General features: G+C 66.3%; 20 protein-coding genes and 6 pseudogenes. 18 read left to right on the top strand and 8 right to left on the bottom strand.

The features are described 5' to 3' along the window. Positions 1–241: 241 nt before the first annotated feature. From AB0L63_RS05110 to AB0L63_RS05090, 5 genes and pseudogenes are all read right to left on the bottom strand, one after another. Positions 242–922, bottom strand: a complete 681-nt coding sequence (locus tag AB0L63_RS05110; protein WP_364494791.1) for an O-methyltransferase — start codon at positions 920–922, stop codon at positions 242–244. An 82-nt stretch (positions 923–1,004) separates the two neighbouring features. Beyond that, positions 1,005–1,280 (bottom strand): annotated as a pseudogene (gene ureC, locus AB0L63_RS05105) (urease subunit alpha); the annotation flags it as partial. Between the two features lie 27 nt (positions 1,281–1,307). Continuing rightward, positions 1,308–1,497 (bottom strand): annotated as a pseudogene (locus AB0L63_RS05100) (urease subunit beta); the annotation flags it as partial. Between the two features lie 17 nt (positions 1,498–1,514). Continuing rightward, positions 1,515–1,812: pseudogene (locus AB0L63_RS05095) on the bottom strand (urease subunit gamma). Between the two features lie 73 nt (positions 1,813–1,885). Beyond that, on the bottom strand, positions 1,886–2,299 hold the full coding sequence (locus AB0L63_RS05090) for a PaaI family thioesterase (RefSeq protein ID WP_364495647.1): 414 nt from the start codon (positions 2,297–2,299) through the stop codon (positions 1,886–1,888). Positions 2,300–2,652: 353 nt separating this feature from the next. Between AB0L63_RS05090 and AB0L63_RS05085 the strand changes: the two genes are divergently transcribed. From AB0L63_RS05085 to AB0L63_RS05040, 10 genes and pseudogenes are all read left to right on the top strand, one after another. Next, the gene (locus AB0L63_RS05085; RefSeq protein WP_364494788.1) at positions 2,653–2,790 is read left to right on the top strand and encodes a hypothetical protein; all 138 of its coding nucleotides are present in this window, start codon (positions 2,653–2,655) and stop codon (positions 2,788–2,790) included. A gap of 122 nt (positions 2,791–2,912) precedes the next feature. Then, positions 2,913–3,305 (top strand): BlaI/MecI/CopY family transcriptional regulator, encoded by a 393-nt coding sequence (locus AB0L63_RS05080; RefSeq protein WP_364494784.1) that lies wholly within the window; start codon positions 2,913–2,915, stop codon positions 3,303–3,305. A 64-nt stretch (positions 3,306–3,369) separates the two neighbouring features. Continuing rightward, positions 3,370–4,308 (top strand): M48 family metalloprotease, encoded by a 939-nt coding sequence (locus AB0L63_RS05075; RefSeq protein ID WP_364494781.1) that lies wholly within the window; start codon positions 3,370–3,372, stop codon positions 4,306–4,308. A gap of 102 nt (positions 4,309–4,410) precedes the next feature. Then, positions 4,411–5,607, top strand: a pseudogene (locus tag AB0L63_RS05070) (DEAD/DEAH box helicase); the annotation flags it as partial. 607 nt (positions 5,608–6,214) lie between these two features. Further along, positions 6,215–7,060: a DMT family transporter gene (locus AB0L63_RS05065; RefSeq protein ID WP_364494779.1), complete on the top strand. Its 846-nt coding sequence runs from the start codon at positions 6,215–6,217 to the stop codon at positions 7,058–7,060. Positions 7,061–7,142: 82 nt separating this feature from the next. Beyond that, positions 7,143–8,579 carry a GuaB1 family IMP dehydrogenase-related protein gene (locus tag AB0L63_RS05060; protein ID WP_364494777.1) on the top strand — a complete coding sequence of 479 codons (1,437 nt, stop codon included), beginning with the start codon at positions 7,143–7,145 and terminating at the stop codon, positions 8,577–8,579. Between the two features lie 431 nt (positions 8,580–9,010). Further along, positions 9,011–10,384: a hemolysin family protein gene (locus AB0L63_RS05055; protein WP_364494775.1), complete on the top strand. Its 1,374-nt coding sequence runs from the start codon at positions 9,011–9,013 to the stop codon at positions 10,382–10,384. Then, positions 10,377–11,441, top strand: coding sequence for a hemolysin family protein (locus tag AB0L63_RS05050; RefSeq protein ID WP_364494772.1), 1,065 nt, complete (start codon positions 10,377–10,379; stop codon positions 11,439–11,441). Before AB0L63_RS05055 ends, AB0L63_RS05050 begins: the two co-directional genes overlap by 8 nt. Beyond that, the gene (locus tag AB0L63_RS05045) at positions 11,438–12,331 is read left to right on the top strand and encodes a 3-methyladenine DNA glycosylase (RefSeq protein ID WP_364494769.1); all 894 of its coding nucleotides are present in this window, start codon (positions 11,438–11,440) and stop codon (positions 12,329–12,331) included. The genes AB0L63_RS05050 and AB0L63_RS05045 overlap by 4 nt, the downstream gene beginning before the upstream one ends. A 117-nt stretch (positions 12,332–12,448) precedes the next feature. Next, positions 12,449–12,571, top strand: a pseudogene (locus AB0L63_RS05040) (hypothetical protein); the annotation flags it as partial. Here the strand turns inward: AB0L63_RS05040 and AB0L63_RS05035 are convergent. Then, positions 12,527–12,727: a hypothetical protein gene (locus AB0L63_RS05035; protein WP_364495713.1), complete on the bottom strand. Its 201-nt coding sequence runs from the start codon at positions 12,725–12,727 to the stop codon at positions 12,527–12,529. The pseudogene AB0L63_RS05040 and the gene AB0L63_RS05035 sit on opposite strands and share 45 nt — an antisense overlap. A 398-nt stretch (positions 12,728–13,125) precedes the next feature. Continuing rightward, on the bottom strand, positions 13,126–15,351 hold the full coding sequence (locus tag AB0L63_RS05030; RefSeq protein ID WP_364494767.1) for a malate synthase G: 2,226 nt from the start codon (positions 15,349–15,351) through the stop codon (positions 13,126–13,128). Positions 15,352–15,505: 154 nt separating this feature from the next. On the opposite strand from AB0L63_RS05030, the pseudogene AB0L63_RS05025 reads away from it, so the two are divergent. The 4 genes and pseudogenes from AB0L63_RS05025 to AB0L63_RS05010 all read left to right on the top strand — a co-directional run. Then, positions 15,506–15,651: pseudogene (locus AB0L63_RS05025) on the top strand (SDR family NAD(P)-dependent oxidoreductase); the annotation flags it as partial. Continuing rightward, positions 15,636–15,965 carry a hypothetical protein gene (locus AB0L63_RS05020; protein ID WP_364494764.1) on the top strand — a complete coding sequence of 110 codons (330 nt, stop codon included), beginning with the start codon at positions 15,636–15,638 and terminating at the stop codon, positions 15,963–15,965. The pseudogene AB0L63_RS05025 and the gene AB0L63_RS05020, both read left to right, overlap by 16 nt. Then, on the top strand, positions 15,962–16,627 hold the full coding sequence (locus AB0L63_RS05015; RefSeq protein WP_364494762.1) for a TetR/AcrR family transcriptional regulator: 666 nt from the start codon (positions 15,962–15,964) through the stop codon (positions 16,625–16,627). The genes AB0L63_RS05020 and AB0L63_RS05015 overlap by 4 nt, the downstream gene beginning before the upstream one ends. Before the next feature lie 2 nt (positions 16,628–16,629). Beyond that, positions 16,630–17,919 carry an acyl-CoA dehydrogenase family protein gene (locus tag AB0L63_RS05010; protein ID WP_364494759.1) on the top strand — a complete coding sequence of 430 codons (1,290 nt, stop codon included), beginning with the start codon at positions 16,630–16,632 and terminating at the stop codon, positions 17,917–17,919. A 12-nt stretch (positions 17,920–17,931) separates the two neighbouring features. Here AB0L63_RS05010 and AB0L63_RS05005 read toward each other — a convergent pair whose 3' ends face one another. Then, positions 17,932–18,552 (bottom strand): DUF4232 domain-containing protein, encoded by a 621-nt coding sequence (locus AB0L63_RS05005; protein WP_364494756.1) that lies wholly within the window; start codon positions 18,550–18,552, stop codon positions 17,932–17,934. 212 nt (positions 18,553–18,764) lie between these two features. Here AB0L63_RS05005 and AB0L63_RS05000 point away from each other — a divergent pair, with 212 nt between their 5' ends. The 4 genes from AB0L63_RS05000 (at position 18,765) to AB0L63_RS04985 (ending at position 20,771) form a co-directional block, all read left to right on the top strand. After that, entirely contained in the window at positions 18,765–18,995 is a 231-nt protein-coding gene (locus tag AB0L63_RS05000) for a hypothetical protein (protein WP_364494753.1), read from the top strand. A gap of 155 nt (positions 18,996–19,150) precedes the next feature. Next, positions 19,151–19,381 carry a hypothetical protein gene (locus tag AB0L63_RS04995; RefSeq protein ID WP_364494751.1) on the top strand — a complete coding sequence of 77 codons (231 nt, stop codon included), beginning with the start codon at positions 19,151–19,153 and terminating at the stop codon, positions 19,379–19,381. A gap of 647 nt (positions 19,382–20,028) precedes the next feature. After that, on the top strand, positions 20,029–20,175 hold the full coding sequence (locus tag AB0L63_RS04990; RefSeq protein WP_364494749.1) for a hypothetical protein: 147 nt from the start codon (positions 20,029–20,031) through the stop codon (positions 20,173–20,175). Between the two features lie 50 nt (positions 20,176–20,225). Next, positions 20,226–20,771: an HNH endonuclease gene (locus AB0L63_RS04985; protein ID WP_364494747.1), complete on the top strand. Its 546-nt coding sequence runs from the start codon at positions 20,226–20,228 to the stop codon at positions 20,769–20,771. The last annotated feature ends 22 nt before the right edge of the window (positions 20,772–20,793 follow it).

Here is a 20,793-nt window from a genome sequence, read left to right as displayed (position 1 = left end):
AGCCACCCTGCACGCCATCGCCTGCACACCTTCGGACCGGCCGAAAATCTGCGCTATGAAACGGTTCCCGATCCGGTGCCCGGGTCGGGTCAGGTGCGCATCCACGTCGCGGCGGCGGGCGTGGCCCGGATCGTGCTCCGCCAAAAGCCCTCGACCGTTGCGCGCACGGCGCGGTCGAGGTTGCCGGTGACGACCTGCATATCTGCCGGAACAGCCCTGATGGCACCAGTTCTCGGCGCGTTCAGTCGAGAGCCTCACCGTTGACCACCGCGTAGGCGAACCCGTCCCAGCCCTTGCTGCCGACGGTTTGCAAGACGGTGGCGTCGAGGCTCGGTTCGGCGGCGAGCAACGCGACCAGATCGCGACTGGCCTGGACTGCCGGATCGTCCGAATGCTCGTCGGCCACAGCGCCATTGCGCACGACATTGTCGACGATGATCACCGAGCCAGGACGGGTCAGGCGCAGCGCCCAGAGCACATAGTTCGAATTGTTGACCTTGTCGGCATCGATGAACACCAGATCGAACGGTTCCGGATCCTCCTCGGCCAGCACGGGCAGGCTGTCCAGCGCCGCACCCACGCGGATCTCGACCCGCTCCCCGACTCCGGCCCTATCCAGATTCTCGCGCGCCACCCGTGCGTGCCGCGGCTCGAATTCCAGGGTGATGACCTGGCCGTCCTTCCCCACCGCCCGCGCCAGCCACATCGTGCTGTAGCCGCCGAGCGTGCCGATCTCGAGCACCCGCCGCGCCTGGATCGACCGCGCTATCAAATGCAGGAACTTCCCCTGCGCCGGCGACACGTCAATGGCGGGCAGTCCGGCCGCCGCATTGGCGGCCAACGCCGTCGCGGTCGAATCCTCGCCTCCCACCAGAGAGTCCACGATGTAGCTGTCCACGTCGGCCCACTCGAACGTCGTCATACCCGCAGTCTGCCATCAGATGCGGCAATACCGGCCGAACCGGATGTCAGCAACTACCGCCCACCCTCGAAGGTATGCGCGGCTTGCCGAGCGCGCAGATGCGGCCGTCGCGAATTCCTACGTCAGCCTTGACGATTCCCCAGTGATCGATGACAACCACGTAGGTGACCACGGTGTCGGGAGTGCCCTCGGCGCGGGTGGCGCGGGTTTGCCCCATGGATTCGCGCAGGACCTTACCGCCGCCGAAGACAGCCTCATCGCTCTGGAGTCCCGATCCGCCGCTGCGGTCTTCGGTGATCTCGATCAGCAGATCGGTATCCGCCAGGCGACTTCGGTCGCCGGTGGTCGGACCGAACAGCTCGGCGTAGCGCGCGGCTCAGCGCAGTCATGAAGCGCTATCCAAACGTCCGGGGGGATTCAGGCTGATGCCGCCCGGTTCGAAGCGCACCGCGGTACCTGCGGGAATATCGAGCCGACGTCCGCGCGCGGCCTCCCGATCGAAGCGCAGCGCGGCATTGGCCTGCGGGAGAGGCACATGGCTGCCGACCTGGACCGGCCCGGTCACCGGTATTCACCCGGAATCATGGTCGCCTCAGCCGATCGGATGGTGGACGGTGACCAGTTTGGTGCCATCCGGGAAAGTCGCCTCGGCCTGCACGTCGTGCATCATCTCCGGCACCCCTCCATCACATCGGCACACGTGAGAACATTCGCCCCGAGGACATCAGCTCTGCAACGGTGCGTCCGTCACGCGCACCCTCGAGCACATGATCGGTGATCAGCGCAACCGCCTCCGGATGGTTCAGCGCGAGCCCGCGCGCCTGCCTGCCTGCGCCGGGCGAGTTCGGCCGCGTAGCTCAGCAGCAGCCGTTCTGCTCATGCGGCGACAGTCACATCCGGGCTCCTCAGCGCTCGCGCATCAGGACGACAGTAATTCTGGCACGCGGGTTCCGGGGGTGCCGATCAATTTCGGGCGGGAAGATTCTGCAGCCGCACCTGGCCGCGCGCCACCGTGCGACCCTCATCATCGGTCAGCACGACCTGCCACAGCTGCTGTAGCCGACCGCGGTGCAGCGGCGTCGCCTCGCCGAAGACCTTGCCCTCGCGCACCGAGCGCAGGAAATCGGTGTTGTTGTTCACCCCGACCACGGTGCCGTTATTGCCCTGGGCGGTGTACCAGACCGCGCCGCCGACGCTGGCCAACGATTCGACGATCGTGCAGTACACACCGCCGTTGACAATGCCCGCCAGCTGCTGCAACTGCGGTCCCGCGGTCAGCTGGCCGCGCACCCGGTTTGGCGTGACTTCGGTGAATTCGAGACCGATGACATCGGTGAAGGTGTTCTTGCTGAGCTCGGTCATCAGCTCGGGCGTCATGTCGGCCAGCGACTGGATCTGGGCAACTTCCTGCTGTGTCATCCATTCACCATGACACAGGGCGGCCCGCACCTCGCACGACGGCTACTTCCCGCGTTCGCTTACCGAGACAGAGCGGCGGGCTCCACACGCACATGGAGCCCGCCACGGCAATGGATCGGGGGTTCACGGCAGCCCTCCGGAACACTCTGCCGATCCCAACGCCGAGATTAGTGTAGGTCAGGCTTACCTAAGTGAGCAAGTAGCGACCCCGACAACCCGATCTGGCGCGGACGGATTCGATGGTCGGCTCGCCGAAAAGAAGGGCTGCCGCCGACGCTGGAGGAGCACGGCCTACCGGAGCGTCGCATGGCTTGCGCGATCTCAACCTGGCCATTCGCTACCACAACGGGCGCATCGTCGCCCAGGGCGCGCCCGCCGACATCATCGATGTCGCGCTGCTGCGCGGGGTCTTCGATCTCGACGACTCGGCACTCGAGGATACGGTCTGATGATCACGCCCAGCGAGACCCGACACGTATTGCCAGGGTATGACAAATGTCATATCAGCTATCCGGCAGTTACGACGTGGCGTAGTACGCAATTGCGTCGTTGAGTCAACTAAACTTGTGGAATGGCAGGACTTGGTGAACTCGAGAAGGCGGTCATGGACCAACTGTGGGCCAGTGACGAGCCGCAGACCGTACGGCAGGTACACGAGGCTTTGGCCGCCCGCCGCGAGCTCGCGTACACCACGGTGATGACGGTGTTGCAACGGCTGGCGAAGAAGAACCTGGTGGTTCAGCGCCGCGATGACCGCGCCCACCGCTACGCGCCGGTGCACACCCGCGACGAACTGGTGGCCAGTTTGATGGTCGATGCGTTGCAGCAGGCCGATGTGGCGGGCAGCCGCGCGGCGGCGCTCGTGCACTTCGTCGAACAGGTCGGCAGGGACGATACGGATGCGTTGCGGGAAGCACTCGCTAAGCTCGAGGCATCCGAAGACGCTGCGCCACCGAAGCAGTAGTCTTGGGATCCTGGCCTCACAATGAGGTGAGTGCCCTGGCCCCACAACGCAGTGAGCTGAGTCGATGAACGCAACCGCGCCGGTCTTCGCCGGTCTCGCCTTGCTTCTCGCGGGGCCTGCCCCAGCGTTGCTCAGCCGCGCGACTTGGCCGTATCGGACGCCCCGCGCCGCGCTCGTGTTATGGCAGGCCATCGCGCTCGCCGCTGTGCTCAGCGCATTCGGCTCGGGGCTGGCCATCGCAACGCAACTGCTCGTTCCCGGACCGGACGGTCGCCCGACCACCTCCCCAGCCCGGGAAATCGACGCGCTCGGACTGCCGCTGTGGCTGGCCTATGTCTTCGTCTTCGCGCTGACCCTGCTGGTCGGCGCGCGGCTGGTGTACGCGATCGTGCGTGTCGGCGTGCACACCCGTAGGCGCCGGGCGCGCCACCGCATGCTCGTCGACCTGCTCGACCAGAGCGGACCACAGCGCCGCGCGGCCGATATCCGGGTGCTGGCCTCGACCGAACCGATCGCCTACTGCCTGCCCGGCCTGCGCCAACGGGTCGTGCTGAGCGAAGGCACGCTGACCAGCCTGCAGGACGCCGAGGTCACCGCCATCGTCAGCCATGAGCGCTCACATCTGCGCGCCCGGCACGACCTCGTGCTCGAGGCGTTCACCGCGGTGCACGAGGCCTTCCCCCGAGTGGTGCGCAGCAAGGCCGCGCTCGGCTCGGTGAAACTGCTGATCGAACTGCTCGCCGACGACTCGGCGGTGAAGGTGACCGGCCCCAAGCCGCTGGCCCGCGCGCTGGTCGCGTGCGCAAAATCCACCGCTCCGCAGGGCGCGCTGGCCGCCGGCGGACCGACCACCTTGATCCGCATCCAGCGCCTGGGTGGCCGGATCGGCGATCTTCGGGTCGCCTCGGCGGCGTATCTGGGGTCGGCGGCCATCCTGGTGGTCCCGACCATGGCCGTCGCGGTACCCTGGCTGGTCGAACTGGATCGACTGCTGCGTCACTGATTCTCCGGTTCTCCCCGACACACCCGGTCCTACCACATCCCGATGACCGGGCCCAACCATCTCGGCGGCACCACGCGTGCCCGGATCCGCCCGCGCCGAGACATGAAAGGCACAACCCCGTTGACCTCCACCACCCCGGCCACCACCTTCGCGGGTCTGGGCCTACCCACCGTGCTCGTCCAGGCGCTGCGCCGCGACGGCATCGAGGCACCGTTCCCGATTCAGGCCGCGACCGCGACCGATGCGCTGGCGGGTAAGGATGTGCTCGGGCGCGGCCCCACCGGCTCCGGTAAGACCCTGGCCTTCGGGCTGCCCATGCTCGCACTGCTCGCGGGCGCCCAGGCCAAGCCGAGCCGTCCGCGCGGTCTGGTGCTGGTGCCGACCCGCGAACTGGCCGCCCAAATAGAAAAGGCGCTGGACAATGCGGCACTGTCGCTCGGACTGCGGATCGCCTCGGTGGTCGGCGGCGCACCCATCAAGCGACAGGCCGACCGACTTGCGCGCGGTGTCGACCTGCTCATCGCCACGCCCGGGCGGCTAGAAGATCTGATCAACCAGCGCTCCGCCGACCTGTCGGATGTGCGGATCACCGCACTGGACGAGGCCGACCATATGGCCGATATGGGCTTCCTGCCGCAGGTCACCAAGCTGCTCGACCGAACTCCGAAGGATGGTCAGCGCCTGCTGTTTTCGGCCACCCTCGATGGTGAGGTCGACAAGCTGGTCAAGCGCTACCTGCGCAACCCCGTCACCCACTCCACCGCGCCGCCCTCGGCCTCGGTCGCGACGATGTCGCATCACCTGCTGTACCTGCGCAAGGCGCACAAGCGCGAAATCACCGCGCAGATCGCCGCCCGCGATGGGCTGACCATCATGTTCGTGCGCACCAAACACGGTGCGGACCGGCTCGCGAAACAATTGCGTGCGGTCGGCATCGCCGCGGGCGCGCTGCACGGCGGGAAGGCACAGAATAACCGTGTGCGGACGCTGGCCGCATTCGCCGACGGTACGACACCGGTGCTGGTGACCACCGATGTGGCCGCGCGCGGCATCCACGTGGACGGGATTTCCCTTGTCGTGCATGTGGATCCGCCCGCGGAATCCAAGGCGTACCTGCACCGCGCGGGCCGCACCGCCCGCGCCGGTGAGGACGGTGTCGTTGTCACGCTGGTCACCGAGGAGGAGCGCGCCGAGGTCGAGAAGATGACCCGCAAGGCGGGCGTCGACGTCGACGGCGTGCAGGTCCGTCCCGGCGATCGGCGGCTGATCCAGATCACCGGAGCGAAACAGCCATCGGGTGTGCCGATCGTCGCGGCGAGCTCCGCGGTCACGGTGGGTGACGAGGGTGAGTTGCAGGTCGGTCGACCGAGCCGCCGGACGGGTGGTGCGGGTTCCGGCGGTCGTGGTCGCGGCACACGCTCGGGCGGTGCGGGCTCAGCTGGCGCCGGGCGGCGAGGTGCTGGTGCGAATGGTCGCGTTGGGGGTGCGAAGAAGTCCACGGGTGGTTCGCCCAGCTCCACGGCGACGTCGAGTAGGCGCGGGGTCGGAGCTTCGGGTCGTGAGTCGACGGCCACCTCCGCTACAGGTCGAAGTGCAAGTGTGGCGACGGCAGCCCGTGGCCGCGACGCGAGCTCGGCGAAGACGGCTCCGGGGCGGACCGCAAACGCGGCAACGGCTGCGCAGGGTCGTGCTGCTGGATCAATGATGGCGGCCGCGACACGTTCCGCCGGATCGGGCGCTGCCGCGCGCGGCACGGCGGTCAGCCATGGCGCCGGGACTGCTTCCGGTCGCGGCGCCTCCGGCCGCACTGCTGCGACCAGCGGCGACACGCCCGGGCGTACCCGTCGACACGCGAAGCGGGCACAGGGGGTGCCGGGCGGCCGCAATCGCGGGGCAAACTGACCGGGTGGCGAATCATCAGGTCGGCGCGGTCGTCTGCGCACTGATCGCGGCACTGCTCTTCGCGGTGGCCGCGGTCGCGCAACAGCATGCGGCGGCCGCGGTTCCCGAGGGCGAGTCGCTCATGCGTTCGCTGCTGCGTAGTCCGCGGTGGTGGGCCGGAATCGTCGGGGACACCGGCGGTTACGCGATGCAAGTCGCCGCACTGGCCCTGGGTTCGGTCTTGCTCGTGCAACCAATTCTGGTGAGCATGCTGGTCTTCGCGCTCCCGCTCTCCGCCCGCCTCAAGCACCGCCGCATCACCCCGCGCACCTGGGCGACCGCCATCGCCCTCGTCGCGGCCCTCGCCTGCTTCTTGATCGTCGGAGATCCGACCGAAGGCAATACCAATGCGCCCCTGCGTGATTGGTTCCCGCCGCTGGCGGTCCTGCTCGGTCTGCTCGCAGTGGCCATCGTCATCGCCCTCGGGACCTCCGACCCGACCCGCCGCGCACTCCTGTTCGGCACTGCGGGCGGTGCTCTGTTCGGGCTGGCCGCCGCGCTCACCAACTATGTGACCGACCTCTTCAAGGGCGGCCTCACCCATGTGCTGGGCAGCTGGCAAACCTGGCCCCTGGTTGCCTCAGGCGTCATCGGCCTCTATCTCCAGCAACGCGCCTACCAATCCGGCCCCCTCATCGCATCGTTGCCCGCCGTCACCATCACCGAACCCTTGGTCGCCGCCTTCATCGGCATCACCGTCCTCGATGAACGCCTCCGGACCGACCACCTCGGACTCGTCGTCATCATCGTCGCCGTAATCGTCGTGTGCGCGACCACAATCCAACTCGCCCGCGTCCAAGCCGAGGCATGACGCGCCCCGCATCTTGGATGGGGTGGGGGCCGAATGCTCGGTGACTGCACGGAAGTACGGCGCGCCGGTTAGAATCGCTCGAGTGCAGTTTCTCCCTGGTCATCAGCCGCCGTACGACCTGACCTACGACGACCTCTTCCTGGTCCCGAATCGGACGGATGTCGCGTCACGGTTCGATGTGGATCTATCGACCGTAGACGGGTCCGGCACCACCATTCCCATTGTCGTCGCAAATATGACCGCGGTCGCCGGACGCCGGATGGCCGAGACGGTCGCACGTCGTGGCGGCATCGTCGTACTGCCGCAGGATCTCCCGATCGCCGCGGCGTCGGAAACCATCGCCTTCGTCAAGAGCCGCTCGCTCACCGCCGATACGCCGGTCACGCTGGACCCGGAGCGTTCGGTCTCCGAGGCCGTCGCGCTGATGCATAAGCGCGCCCATGGTGCCGTGGTGGTCGTCGACGGCGGTAAGCCGGTCGGCGTGGTCACCGAGGCGTCCTGCACCGATGTCGACCGATTCGCCCGGCTGCGCGATGTTGCGGTCACCGATTTCGTACAGGCACCGGCCAGCACCTCGCCGCGCGATCTGTTCAACCTGCTCGAGGCCAAGCATGCACACCTCGCCGTGCTCGTCGCCGAAGACGGCGGCCTCGCCGGCGTGATGACCCGCACCGGAGCCATCCGCGCCGGGATATACCAGCCCAATGTCGATGCCGACAACCAGTTGCGCGTCGCCACCGCAGTCGGCATCAACGGCGATGTGGCGGCCAAGGTCAAAGCACTCGTCGACGCCGGCGCGGACCTGCTCGTCATCGATACCGCACACGGCCACCAGGCCAGAATGCTCGAAACCCTCAGCGCCATTCGCGATCTCGGCCTTGGTGTGCCGCTGGTCGCGGGCAATGTCGTCTCCGCGCAGGGCACCCGTGATCTGGCTGCGGCGGGCGCTGACATCATCAAGGTCGGTGTCGGCCCCGGCGCCATGTGCACCACACGCATGATGACCGGCGTCGGCCGCCCGCAGTTCTCCGCGGTGGCCGAATGCGCCGCCGCCGCAAGAGAACTCGGCGTGCACATCTGGGCCGACGGCGGTGTCCGGCACCCCCGTGACGTCGCGCTCGCACTGGCCGCGGGTGCGTCCAATGTGATGATCGGCTCCTGGTTCGCCGGCACCTACGAATCCCCCGGTGACCTGCGCGTGGACCGCGACGGCAATGCCTACAAGGAGAGCTTCGGCATGGCCTCCAAGCGCGCCGTCGCCGCCCGCACCGCCACCGACAGCGGCTTCGACCGCGCCCGCAAGGCACTGTTCGAGGAAGGCATCTCCAGCTCGCGTATGCGCCTGGATCCGGAACGCCCCGGCGTCGAGGACCTCATCGACCACATCTGCTCCGGCGTTCGCAGCGCCTGCACCTACGCGGGTGCCCGCACCCTCCCCGAGCTCCACGACAAGGCGGTCCTGGGCGTCCAGTCGGCGGCAGGTTTCGCGGAAGGACGTCCCCTTCCTTCAGGCTGGTGACGCTGCATCCCAGCGGAGCGAGCCCTACAGGCGACCCTCGCGGCCGTCCGAAGGCGCGCTATCGACTCAGCCGAGTCGAAGCGTAGGCGCCCGCGCCGCTGCGCAGGCATACATCCAGTGCCGAACGATCCGCCCAAGGTCACCACAACGGAGCGAGTCTTACGAGCGACCCGAACACGCCGCGCCGCAGGCGCGGCAAATCAGACACAGCACACCGGCCCACGCAGGCACGCGCGTGGGCCGGTAACATAAGGGTTGCCGGTTTCCGGCTTCACAAACCCATTTGCCGAGAGGAACAAGTTGTCACCCGCGTCCGAGGGCGCCGCACAGGAGGGCTCCTCTACCGAGCCGGGTGACAAACCCGGCGCTCTCCGTCCCACAGCCGCCCGATCCGATTCAGCTCATCGCGCGTCTCGCAGGTGGTGCTGACGATGTCCGTCGTGCTCACCGTGCTCAGCCTGATCGGGTTCATCGCCCTCACGGTTGGCACCGCACTGTTCGTTGCCGCTGAATTCTCGCTCACCGCATTGGAACGCAGCACCGTCGAATCGCATGTGCGCACGGTCGGGGATGCCCGCTCGCGCATGGTCCGGCAGGCGCACACCACGTTGTCGTTCCAGCTCTCCGGAGCCCAGCTCGGTATCACCATCACCACCCTGATCACGGGTTATATCGCCGAACCGGTCCTGGCCCGACTGCTGTCGCCGCTGTTCACCCCGCTCGGTTTGAGCGCGAGTGCGGCGCAGGGCATCTCGCTCACACTGGCGCTGTTGCTCGCCACCTCGCTGTCGATGGTCTACGGCGAGCTCGTCCCGAAGAACATCGCGATCTCGAAGCCGCTGGGCACCGCTCGGGTGACCGCGGGCCCGATGATCGCCTTCTCGGTGGTGTTCAAGTGGATGATCCACTTCCTCAACGGCACCGCGAACTGGGTGGTCCGCCGCCTGGGCGTGGAACCGGCCGAGGAGTTGCGTTCGGCGCGCTCCCCGCAGGAACTCGGATCGCTGGTGCGCACATCCGCACTGCGCGGCGCGCTGGATCACCGCACCGCGCAATTGGTCGACCGCTCGCTGCAGTTCGGTGAGCGTAGCGCCGAGGAGTTGATGACACCGCGGGTCAAGATCGAATCCCTGGACAAGTCCGACACCATTGCCGATTTGATCGCAGCCGCCAGCCGCACCGGTTACTCCCGCTTCCCGATAATCGACGGCGATCTGGACAACACCCTGGGCGTGGTGCATGTCAAACAGGCGTTCACCCATTCGGCGAATGTTCGCAACACCATTCCGCTGCATCTGCTCGCCCGGCCGGTGCCGATCGTGCCCGCCAGCCTCGACGGCGACGAGGTGCTCGAGCGGGTGCGCGCCGACGGCATGCAGGTCGCGCTGGTGGTCGACGAATACGGCGGCACCGCGGGCATCGTCACCATGGAGGATCTCATCGAGGAGATCCTCGGCGATGTCCGCGACGAGCACGATGAGGAAGAACGCGATGTCCGCCGGGTCGCCGACGGATGGGACTGCTCGGGGCTGCTACGGATCGACGAGGTCTCCCGGGCCACCGGCTACGACGCGCCCGAGGGCGAATACGAAACCCTCGGCGGTCTGGTACTCACCCGGCTCGGCCGCATCCCGATCACCGGTGACGAGGTGATCCTGCCGAATCCACGGTCCTCGCACCGCTATCCGAACGACGAGGACGGCGGATGGATCGCCAAGGTCGAACGAATGGACGGGCGACGCATCGATCGGATCCGGCTGATCCCGGTCGCGGCCGCAGCGCTGAAGGAGAACAGCCATGGGTGATGTCCTCGGCGTCCTGCTCACGGTGGTGCTGCTGGCCTGCAATGCCTTCTTCGTCGCCGCCGAATTCGCGCTGATCTCCGCCCGCCGCGACCGTCTCGAAGCGCTCGCGGCCCAGGGAAAGCGCCAGGCGGACACGGTGATCCGGGCCGGTGAGAACCTATCCATGATGCTGGCCGCCGCGCAGCTCGGCATCACCATCTGCTCGATCCTGCTCGGCCGGGTCGGCGAACCCGCGGTCGCGCATCTGCTGGAGGGGCCGTTCGAGCTGGTCGGTCTGCCCGAGCAGCTGCTGCATCCGGTGGCCTTCGCCATCGCGCTGACGATCGTGGTGATCCTGCACATTCTGTTCGGCGAGATGATTCCGAAAAATATCGCGCTGGCCGGACCGGAACGCAGCGCGCTGCTGCTGGTTCCGGTGCATCTGATGTGGTTGCGCTTGGCGCGTCCGCTCATCGCCCTCTACAACCTCGCCGCGAATCTGTCGCTGCGCATGTTGCGGATCGAGCCGAAGGATGAGCTGGAGGCGACGGTCTCCAGTGTGGAGCTCGCCGAGATGATCGGTGAATCCCGTTCGGAGGGATTGCTCGACGAGGAGGAGCACCGCCGTCTCACCCAGGCGCTCGGCACCTCCGATCGCGTTGTGGGCGATGTGATGGTACCGCTGGCGACGACCCGCTCGGTTCCGTTGCGCGGCAATGGCACCACGCTCGGCGATATCGAAACCGCAGTCGCCGAAACCGGTTTCTCCCGGTATCCGGTGCGCGCAAGCGACGGTTCGCTCGTCGGTTATCTGCATGTGAAGGATGTGCTCGACAAGGTCGCCGACGACAGCGCCGGACCGAACACGCCAATCCCGCGCACGGATATTCGCCCACTGCCGACGGTCAGCGTCGGCACGCCCCTGTACGAGGCGCTGGCCCGCTTGCGCCGTACCAACTCCCATCTCGGCCGCGTCGTCGACACCCGCGGCAATACGGTGGGCATTGTGGCGCTGGAGGATCTGGTGGAAGAGTTCGTCGGCACCGTGCGCGACGGGACGCACCGGGTGATCGAATGATCGTACTGACCGAGTCCGATTGGCAGGCCAGGGCCGCCGCCCACCGGGCTCGGCTGGACGAGCTCGTCGGAGCGTATCTCGAACGGCGCGCGGCGGGTTCAGCACATCCGGTGATCGACTTCCTGTTCACGTACTACGGACATAAGCCCGCCCAATTGCGGCGCTGGCACCCGGGATTCGGTGTCGCGCTGGCGGGCGCGCGGGAGTACGACGGAGCTCGCGGGTATCACCGCATCGCGCCGAACGGTTTCGGCGCGGTTGCCTACACCGCCGACCCGGCATTCATCCAGCGGCGTCGTGAAACCATCGAGTTCATCGCGAAACTGCTGCGCGCCACGGAATCCCGTCCGGCACAGCTGTCCTGCTTCGGCCTGCACGAGTGGGCCATGGTGTACAAAACCGATGAGATCCGCCACCAACAGGTGCCGCTGCGCCTGGGCGGTACCGGTACCGACGCGGTCGTCGAATCGATGTCCTTGCGCTGCACCCACTTCGACGCATTCCGCTTCTTCACCCCGGACGCGGTCGGTCGCAACGCCGAACCGTTGACCCGCGCCGACCAGGTCGCCCGGGAACAACCCGGCTGTTTGCACGCCAATATGGACATCTACAAGTGGGGGTTCAAACTGACCCCGCTCATCTCCTCCGACCTCCTGCTCGACTACTTCGAGTTCGCCTGCGCCGCACGCGAACTCGATATGCGGGCCAGCCCGTACGACCTCACCGACTATGGCTACGAGCCGGTTCGCATCGAAACCTCCTCGGGGCGTGCCGAATACGTCCGGGCGCAATCAACATTGGCCGAACGGTCAGCGGGACTCAGACAGTCCCTGCTCGATGTCTGCACTTCGATGCTGGCAATCGACGCCGAGGCGCTCCCCGCCAGCTGAGCGACTCGGCGAAACACGCCGACCACCAGGCCTTTCCGCCAAACTGTCCGATAAGTTACCGACTGTTACTACCATTGAGTCCGCGCCGACTCCGTCTGAGTCGGCGCGCTGACCGTGATGAGGGAGTTCGCGGCAACGATGCACCTGAAGCTGAGACTGCGCCTGGCCGCGGCCCGGGGTCACGACGCCGGAATCCTATTCCTGCAGTTGATGTATCGCCATCACCAAGGCGGACTTGTGATGGCTCGTGCCGCCGACGAACTGCTCGCCTCCGGCCCGGTCAAGAAAACCGCGCTCGATGTTCCAGAGCCAGAGCCAGGAAGTCGGTGTGATCAGCATGCTGCTCACCGAACTCGGTTGTCCGGCCCCGCAATAGCCGACTCGCGCCGCTGTCATCGCGCAGCCCCTTCGGACGAAGGGAATCGGTTCACCGGAGATATCGCACTGGGCAAAGGAAAACCCCCGGCCTCGGCACCCATCGAGGGGCCGGGACCGGGGGTCGTCGTACCAGACGTTCAGCTCGGCTACTACAGCGGCGGGAAACCGGCCGAACCGGTGGCCATCCAGTTCCAGAACTGTGCCGCGCGATTCATAACCAGCGCGAATACATCAAGGACAACGCTTCCCATAAAACTTCCTCACATCCGACTATCTCGTGCAGCGCCCAGGGTAACGGATCGTTATACGGGCCGAAACCGGTCATCCGCCCCGCCGGCGGCCGTCGTGTGGTACGGCAAATCCCCCGCCCGGGTTCCCAGGCGGGGGATTCACGAGTTGCTCAGACGCGCAACGTCTTAGACACAAGCCAGCGCCTTGGCCTCGCGCCGACGCCGGTGCAGGATCGGCTCGGTGTAGCCGTTCGGCTGTTTGGTGCCTTCCAGCACCAGATCCTTCGCCGCCTGGAACGCGACGCTGCTCGCGAAGTCCGGCGCCATCGGCCGGTAGTTCGGATCGCCCGCATTCTGCTTGTCGACCACCGGTGCCATCCGCTCCAGGCTGGCCACCACCTCATCGGCGGTGACCACGCTGTGGCGCAGCCAGTTCGCCATCAATTGGCTCGAAATGCGCAGAGTCGCCCGGTCTTCCATGAGACCGACATCGCGGATATCAGGCACCTTGGAGCAACCGACGCCCTGGTCGATCCAGCGCACCACATAGCCGAGGATGCTCTGGGAGTTGTTGTCCAACTCCTGCTGCTTCTCCTCTGTAGTCCAGGTCGGGTTCGCCGCGAGCGGGATCTCCAGAATCTGGTCGACGGTGGCACGGCGGCCACCTGCGGCGATCTCCTGCTGCCGCTCGAACACGTCGACCTGGTGGTAGTGCGTCGCGTGGAGGGTGGCCGCGGTCGGCGAGGGCACCCAGGCGGTGTTGGCGCCCGCGCGCGGGTGGCCGATCTTCTGCTCGAGCATGTCGTGCATCAGATCCGGCATGGCCCACATACCCTTACCGATCTGCGCCTTACCGGGCAGGCCGGCGGCCAGACCGGTATCGACGTTCCAGTCCTCATAGGACAGGATCCAGCGCTGGGTCTTCATCTCGGCCTTGCGGACCATCGGCCCGGCCTCCATGGAGGTGTGGATCTCGTCGCCGGTGCGGTCCAAGAAGCCGGTGTTGATGAACACCACGCGCTCGGCGGCGGCCTGGATGCAGGCCTTCAGGTTGACCGTGGTGCGGCGCTCTTCGTCCATGATGCCGACCTTGAGGGTGTTTCGGATCAGGCCGAGGACGTCCTCGATCCGACTGAACAGCTCGTTGGTGAAGGCGACCTCATCCGGGCCGTGCATCTTCGGCTTCACGATGTAGACCGAACCGGTGCGGCTGTTCGTCAGCCGAGCGGGATGGTCGGAGGCGGAGCCGACAGGGCGGTTGAGCTCGGTATCGCCGAGCAGACTGTGCTTGGCGATCAGCGAGGTGATCAGGCCGTCCATGATGCCCTCGGGCACCTCGTTGCCCTGGGCATCGATGATCGCGTCGGAAGTCATCAGGTGACCGACATTGCGCACGAACAGCAGCGAGCGGCCGTGCAGCACGAGTTCGCCACCGCCGAGCGCGGTGTAGACGCGGTCCGGGTTCATGGTGCGGGTGAAGGTCTTGTCACCCTTTGTCACCTGCTCCGCCAGCTCACCCTTCATCAGGCCGAGCCAGTTGTGGTAGCAGAGAACCTTGTCCTCGGCGTCCACCGCGGCAACCGAATCCTCGAAGTCCATGATTGTGGTGACCGCGGACTCCAACACCACATCCTTGACACCGGCCGGATCGGTCTTGCCGATCGGCGAGGCGGGGTCGATCTGGATGTCGACGTGCAAACCGTTGTGCTTCAACAGGATCGAGGTCGGCGAGGCCGGATCACCCAGGTAGCCAACCAGTTCCGCGCCGTCGGCGGCCAGCGTGGTGACCTCGTCGTTGCTCAGTGTGACGGCCAGCTTGCCGCCATCGATGGCGTAGTGCGTCGAGGCCAGGTGCGAGCCATTGGCCAGCGGGGCGGCGGTATCGAGGAACTTGCGCGCGAATTCGATCACGCGCCCACCGCGGACCGGGTTGTAGCTGCTGCCCTTTTCGCCGCCGTCGGCCTCGGAGATGGCGTCGGTGCCGTAGAGCGCGTCGTAGAGCGATCCCCAGCGCGCATTCGCGGCATTGATCGCGAAGCGGGCGTTCATCACCGGCACCACCAGCTGCGGGCCCGCGGTGGTGGCGATCTCGTCGTCCACATTCTCGGTGGCGATCTTGAAGTCGGCCGGTTCCGCACGCAGATAGCCGATATCGCCGAGGAAGCTCTTGTAGGCGGCCTTGTCATAGTTCGCGCCGGGGCGCTCGGCGTGCCAGGCATCGAGCTTGCCCTGGATCTCGTCGCGTTCGGCCAGCAGGGCGCGGTTGCGCGGGGTGAGGTCATTGATGACCTGCTCGGCTCCGGCCCAGAACGCGGCGGAATCTACGCCGGTTCCGGGGAGTGCCTCGTTCTCGATGAACTCGTGGAGAACGCTGGCCACCTGAAGCCCGCCGACCTGAATCCGCTTTGTCATCTACTGCCTCACTTCTGAGAAAGCCGGGTGGGAAATCGCAGTCAATGTTACCCATCGGTAGTGATGCGACGGTGAGTCGGGGCCTTGATTGCATCGTCCGGCGGAATTAATGTACTGGTTGGAACATTTCCGGCAGCCGAAGCAACGGAGCGCAATGCCAGGACAGTCGATAACAGATAAGGTCGCGCTGGTCACGGGTGGTCGCCGCGGAATCGGTCGCGAAATGGTGCGGACCTTCGCCGCAGCCGGTGCGGACGTAGGAATGCCAGCCGAAAGCTCGACAGGTGCGTCGAACTGGCGCGCGCCGCACCCGCATCGCGCCGGGTGAGACCGTGGTGGTGATCGGACTCGGACCGGCTGGGCTGATGGCCGTGCAGCCGGCTTTCGCGATGGGCGCGTCGCGGGTGCTCGGTGTGGATCTGGTTGCCGAGCGTCGCAGTTGCTCGATACCATACGAGCTGCCCGCACTGCTGCGACTCACCGGGGCCGGGCGAATTCGCCCCGAAGCCGTTGTCACACACCGATTTCCGATGTCCGATGGCGCAAACACGTACCGCATGTTCGCCGACCGCGCCGACGGGGTTTCCAAGGTCGTGTTGGATCCGCGCCAATGAACGCGACATCGCACAGCGATTCGATGCGGGGCGGGCCCGAATCGGCCTCGCCTCGTCGTCGCGGTCGTCCACCGGCCGCGGAAACTACCGCCGAAGCGACCAGGGCGCGCATCGTGGCGGCCGCGATGGAACTGTTCGCGGAACAGGGTTTCCACGGCACCGGCGTCGCCGAAATCGGTGATCGGGCCGGGGTGCGGCGGGGTGCGCTGTACTACCACATCGGTTCCAAGGAAGAACTGCTCTGGCAGATCCTGCGCGACTACATCCAGCTCATGCTCACCGATGCGCAGCGGATCTCGCGTAGCACCGACGACCCGATCATCAAGTTGCGCAAGCTGATCCACAGCCATATCGGGCTGATCGTCGAGCACCGCCGCGAGGTCACCATCCAATTGCGCGATGTCACCGCGCTGACCGGCGATCGCGCCGAAGAACTGCAGGAAATGCGGGACGAGGTGCAGGCCTGCTGGCAGCGCGTCATCGACGCGGGTCATGCGGCGGGTGTGCTGCGCACCGACGACCACGTGGTCACCAACAGTGTGCTCGGCATGCTGAACATGGTGACCTTCTGGTACCGCCCGCACGGCGGGCGCTCCCCCGACGGAATTGCCGACATTGTGGCGTCCACCATTCTCGACGGCATTACCGACACGAAAGGCTGACCATGGCTTGGGATTTCGAAACGGATCCGGAATACCAACAGAAGTTGGACTGGGCGGCGGAGTTCGTCCGCACCGAGGTGGAGCCCCTCGATCTGCTCTACCCGAATCCCTACGACCGCACCAATTCCGAGGCGATGGCGCTGATGCGGCCGCTGAAGGAGAAGGTGAAGGAACAGGGACTGTGGGCCTGCCACCTCGGACCGGAATTGGGCGGCCCCGGCTACGGGCAGCTGAAGCTCGGCCTGCTCAACGAGGTGCTCGGCACCTCGGTATGGGCGCCGTCGGTATTCGGTTGTCAGGCGCCGGATTCCGGTAATGCGGAAATCCTCGCGCATTACGGCACCGCGGAGCAGAAGGAAAAGTATCTGCAGCCGCTACTGGCCGGTGAGATCGGCTCCTGCTATGTCATGACCGAACCGACCGGCGGCTCGGATCCGACGCTGTTCAAGACCCGCGCGGTCCGCGACGGCGACTCCTGGGTCATCAATGGCGAGAAGTGGTTCAATTCGAACGCCCAGTTCGCCAGCTTCCATATCGTTATGGTGGTCACGAATCCGGATGTCAGTCCGTACCAGGGCATGTCGATGTTCATCGTGCCCGCCGACACCCCCGGTCTGGAGATCGTGAAGAACTTCCACGTGCACGGCTTCAGCGAGCACGAAGGACATCTGCGCTTCACCGATGTCCGGGTCCCCGCCGACCACTTACTCGGCCAGGAGGGTATGGGCTTCATCGTCGCACAGACCCGCCTCGGCGGCGGTCGGGTGCACCATGCGATGCGCACAGTTGCATTGGTGCGCAAGGCCTTCGACATGATGGCCGAACGCGCCGTCTCCCGGCCGATGCGCAAGGGACCCCTCGCGGGTCTGCAAATGACCCAGGAACGCATTGCCGACAGCTGGATCGAGATGGAACAGTTTCGACTGCTCGTCCTGCGCACTGCCTGGCGCATCGATAAAGAGCAGGACTATTTGAAGGTGCGCAAGGATATTGCCGCCATCAAGGTCGCGATGCCCAAGGTGATGCACGATATCGCCCAGCGCGCACTGCATCTGCACGGCGCCATCGGCGTCAGCCAGGACCTGCCCTTCGTCGACATGATGAACTACGCCGAGGTCATGGCCATCGCCGACGGCCCCACCGAGGTGCACAAGATCACCCTCGCCAAGGAAGTGCTGAAAGACTACACCCCCGGCGACCCGGTGTACCCCAGCGGCTACCGCCCCGCCCTCCGCGAACAGGCCCGCGAACTGGTGGCCCGTCGCCTCGAACACATCGTCGGCAACCTCTGAAAATCGCTGCGCCTATTGGGCGGTCACCGGATGGACGCTGAGAGTGCAGGCGTCGATCGTGGCGCTGACCGCGTGTGTGTCGGTGGTGTTCGGTGCGGTGACCAAAAGTCCGGTGTACGTGGGGCATTGGTTGCCGTCCGAGTCGACCGCGCCGCCCTCGACCACTGCCTCGGCATTGTGGTCGTGGTCCAGGACGACGGTGGGTGGGGTATCGACATCCGCAGGGAGACCGCCCATATACCCGCGCACAGTGCGTTCGGCATGCAGGAGCGGCCCGCCGGGGCCGGTATCGACGCCCGGATATCCGGCCAGTGTGCACGCGCCGCTGGCACCCACGACCGAGAAATGCACGCGCACACCGCGGTGGCCCAGGCCGGGCGACATCGGCTCGACGCCGACGATGAGCTGGCTGCCGACGCATGCCGGTATCCGCGGCAACGGCAGAGCCGGTTCGCCGGTCGACGGCTGCGCCCCCATCGGTTGGTTTGTGCCTGCCGCGCTCGGCCCCGGCGTCCGGCTCACGGCACTGCTCGGCACCGCGCTGGTGCCCGCGGCCTTGCCATTACCATCATCGCCATCCGCGCAACCTGCCAACGCGAGAACCGCGCAGCCCAGCAGCGCTACATATTTCACCGTCGATATCGACATCTGAACACATCCCCTTGCGTATTCGATTCGAACTGGTGCCCCCACCGATTCGTTGCGGACGCCACTTCCGGAACTCCCCATTCGACACGCAATCCCCTTGAGCGGACGAGCCTGTCGAGATGTCTATCGGCCGCACGCACCGAACGTTATCGGTGCGCACCCGAATCGGGTCTAGCCTGGATGCCGGAGGTAACCGAGTGATCGCATACGAGGTGCGGCGGGTGCACAGCTGCGAGTTCTGCGGCACCGACGACCAGGGCCTCGGCACCGACGGCTCCTTGGACCGGGCGAAGTCGATCGCCGAATGCGACGCGGGCCTCGCGCTCGAGTGGGCATGGTTCACCGCCGACGGTGAGTGGCCACTGTGCGCCGATCCCGGGGACGGCGTCTACCGCTACTACATCTATGCGCGGGAGCCTGCGTCGTGACGGTCACGCCGCCGATTACGAGGTGCGGACGACCGGATCCGAGTATCCCGCAACCGGACTCGGTTGCAGGACCGACGGCATGGGCCGGGTGCGGGCGGTCGGCCAGGCGAATTCCACTCGGCCGGTGCGCATACGCCTCGGCGGTCTTCGAGAAGGTGGCCGCGGGCGCGATCCTGATCAGCACCATCGCCGCGGACTGCAACGGCCGGGCCGAACGCATCGACGGCGGCTTTCGGGTGAGCGCGCGCAAGCCGCCCGCCAGCGGCGGTGAGGTCGGCGATGTGGTGGCGACCGTGGCCGCCGACGCCCTCGTCGACATCCTCCGACCGGCCATCGAAACCGTTGGCGGCGGGAGCTTTTCGCGCGGCTGCGAGCTGGATATGTGATGTCACGACATCCACACCTGCCGGTTCCGCCCACTGCCACGGGCCGAGCAGACACGATTCACCGGTCGAGTTCTGTTGGGCCACACGCCCATCGGTTGACCCAACCTTCTCCAATGGCAATGCCCGAAGCCGGGACGCGAGCCCGCCTACCAGGTTCAATAGATGGTCACACGATGATGTACGGAGGGAGTCATTGGTGTCCTGATCACCACCACAACCGTGGACGAGGCGGTAGCTGCCCCTCGGACACGATGAAGGAGCCGCGCACCCCCTCGCCCGCGGCTCCTTCATCCCCGCAGCGCCGGGCAAATTGTCGGCATTGCCACGCTCGGTAGCAATATTCGGCGTTCATCACGGGATGTTCTCACATAAACCCCTGGTCGGACCGTACGGTTGACTCCGACGCAACGGCAGGCAGTCGCGTACGACCCCGGTCGCTTCGGAGCTAGCAACACCGGGGTGTGGACCATCTTGATGTGCAAGATGATCGGCGCCATGGCGGGAACCCGTCATGGTAGGCGCCGTCGGCGGCGCGGCCCGATAATCTGCCGCGAAATACCCACACCGACTACGTGACCTCGTGGCTGCGACAGTGGCTCGGTCTGGCCTGAAAAACCCTTCGCCAGTGATGGGTGCGCTGTGCCACCATGGATTTCGATGATGATCACCCGATTCCGCGGGTGCTCACGAGCATGAGGAAGGAGGCGGCGGCCATGACCTTTGTCGTATCGAGCCCGCGTCGGTATGACGCGTACGTCGAGCAGGTACTGCGCCGCCTCCCGGCCGGTAACTGACCGACCCGCGCCTCCCTATCCGCTCGCTCCCTCGAAACATGGTGACTCCCATGACGCTCCACCGTGCCACCGATCTGGTGGCATCGACTGTCGACAACTGGATACACACCCGGGTACTGGTGTTGAACGCCAGCTACGAGGCGCTCACCGAGATCAGCGCCGACCGGGCCGTTGTGCTGCTCATGGGCGGTGCCGCCGAGTCGATCGCGGATCGGGAGCCGCACTTCCCGATTCGGTCCAAGCACCTCGAGCTCGCACTGCCGGAGACCATCCGGCTGCTGCGCTACGTGTACCTCGACCATGTGACGCGCATACACGACGGCAGTCGCGCGACGCTGGCCGGCGTGCTGCGCCGGGACAACCATCGGTGCGGGTACTGCGCGTCCTGGGCGCGCACCGTCGACCACATCCGGCCACGCAGCCGGGGTGGGCCGAACACCTGGGACAACCTGATCGCCGCCTGCGCGCCCTGCAACTCGAACAAGGCCGACCGCACGCCGGAAGAGGCAGGTATGCGGCTGCTGTGGCAGCCGAAGGCGCCCGACCACCTGGCCAAGCGGCAGCAGCGGATCTGGAAGCAACTGGCCGCCACCTGAGCCGAGAGAGAAAGGAGAAGGC

Source organism: Nocardia sp. NPDC051990, from assembly GCF_040680755.1.
Taxonomy (GTDB): domain Bacteria; phylum Actinomycetota; class Actinomycetes; order Mycobacteriales; family Mycobacteriaceae; genus Nocardia.
This window is presented reverse-complemented; position numbering and strand designations above follow the sequence as displayed.

Coding starts and splice junctions, on each gene's coding strand:
- AB0L63_RS05080 (WP_364494784.1), top strand. CDS start 2,913: ATGGCAGGACTTGGTGAACTCGAGAAGGCGGTCATGGACCAACTGTGG.
- AB0L63_RS05055 (WP_364494775.1), top strand. CDS start 9,011: ATGTCCGTCGTGCTCACCGTGCTCAGCCTGATCGGGTTCATCGCCCTC.
- AB0L63_RS04990 (WP_364494749.1), top strand. CDS start 20,029: ATGGATTTCGATGATGATCACCCGATTCCGCGGGTGCTCACGAGCATG.
- AB0L63_RS05045 (WP_364494769.1), top strand. CDS start 11,438: ATGATCGTACTGACCGAGTCCGATTGGCAGGCCAGGGCCGCCGCCCAC.
- AB0L63_RS05090 (WP_364495647.1), bottom strand. CDS start 2,299: ATGACGCCCGAGCTGATGACCGAGCTCAGCAAGAACACCTTCACCGAT.
- AB0L63_RS05030 (WP_364494767.1), bottom strand. CDS start 15,351: ATGACAAAGCGGATTCAGGTCGGCGGGCTTCAGGTGGCCAGCGTTCTC.
- AB0L63_RS05110 (WP_364494791.1), bottom strand. CDS start 922: ATGACGACGTTCGAGTGGGCCGACGTGGACAGCTACATCGTGGACTCT.
- AB0L63_RS05050 (WP_364494772.1), top strand. CDS start 10,377: ATGGGTGATGTCCTCGGCGTCCTGCTCACGGTGGTGCTGCTGGCCTGC.
- AB0L63_RS05075 (WP_364494781.1), top strand. CDS start 3,370: ATGAACGCAACCGCGCCGGTCTTCGCCGGTCTCGCCTTGCTTCTCGCG.
- AB0L63_RS04985 (WP_364494747.1), top strand. CDS start 20,226: ATGACGCTCCACCGTGCCACCGATCTGGTGGCATCGACTGTCGACAAC.
- AB0L63_RS05035 (WP_364495713.1), bottom strand. CDS start 12,727: ATGACAGCGGCGCGAGTCGGCTATTGCGGGGCCGGACAACCGAGTTCG.
- AB0L63_RS05010 (WP_364494759.1), top strand. CDS start 16,630: ATGGCTTGGGATTTCGAAACGGATCCGGAATACCAACAGAAGTTGGAC.
- AB0L63_RS05015 (WP_364494762.1), top strand. CDS start 15,962: ATGAACGCGACATCGCACAGCGATTCGATGCGGGGCGGGCCCGAATCG.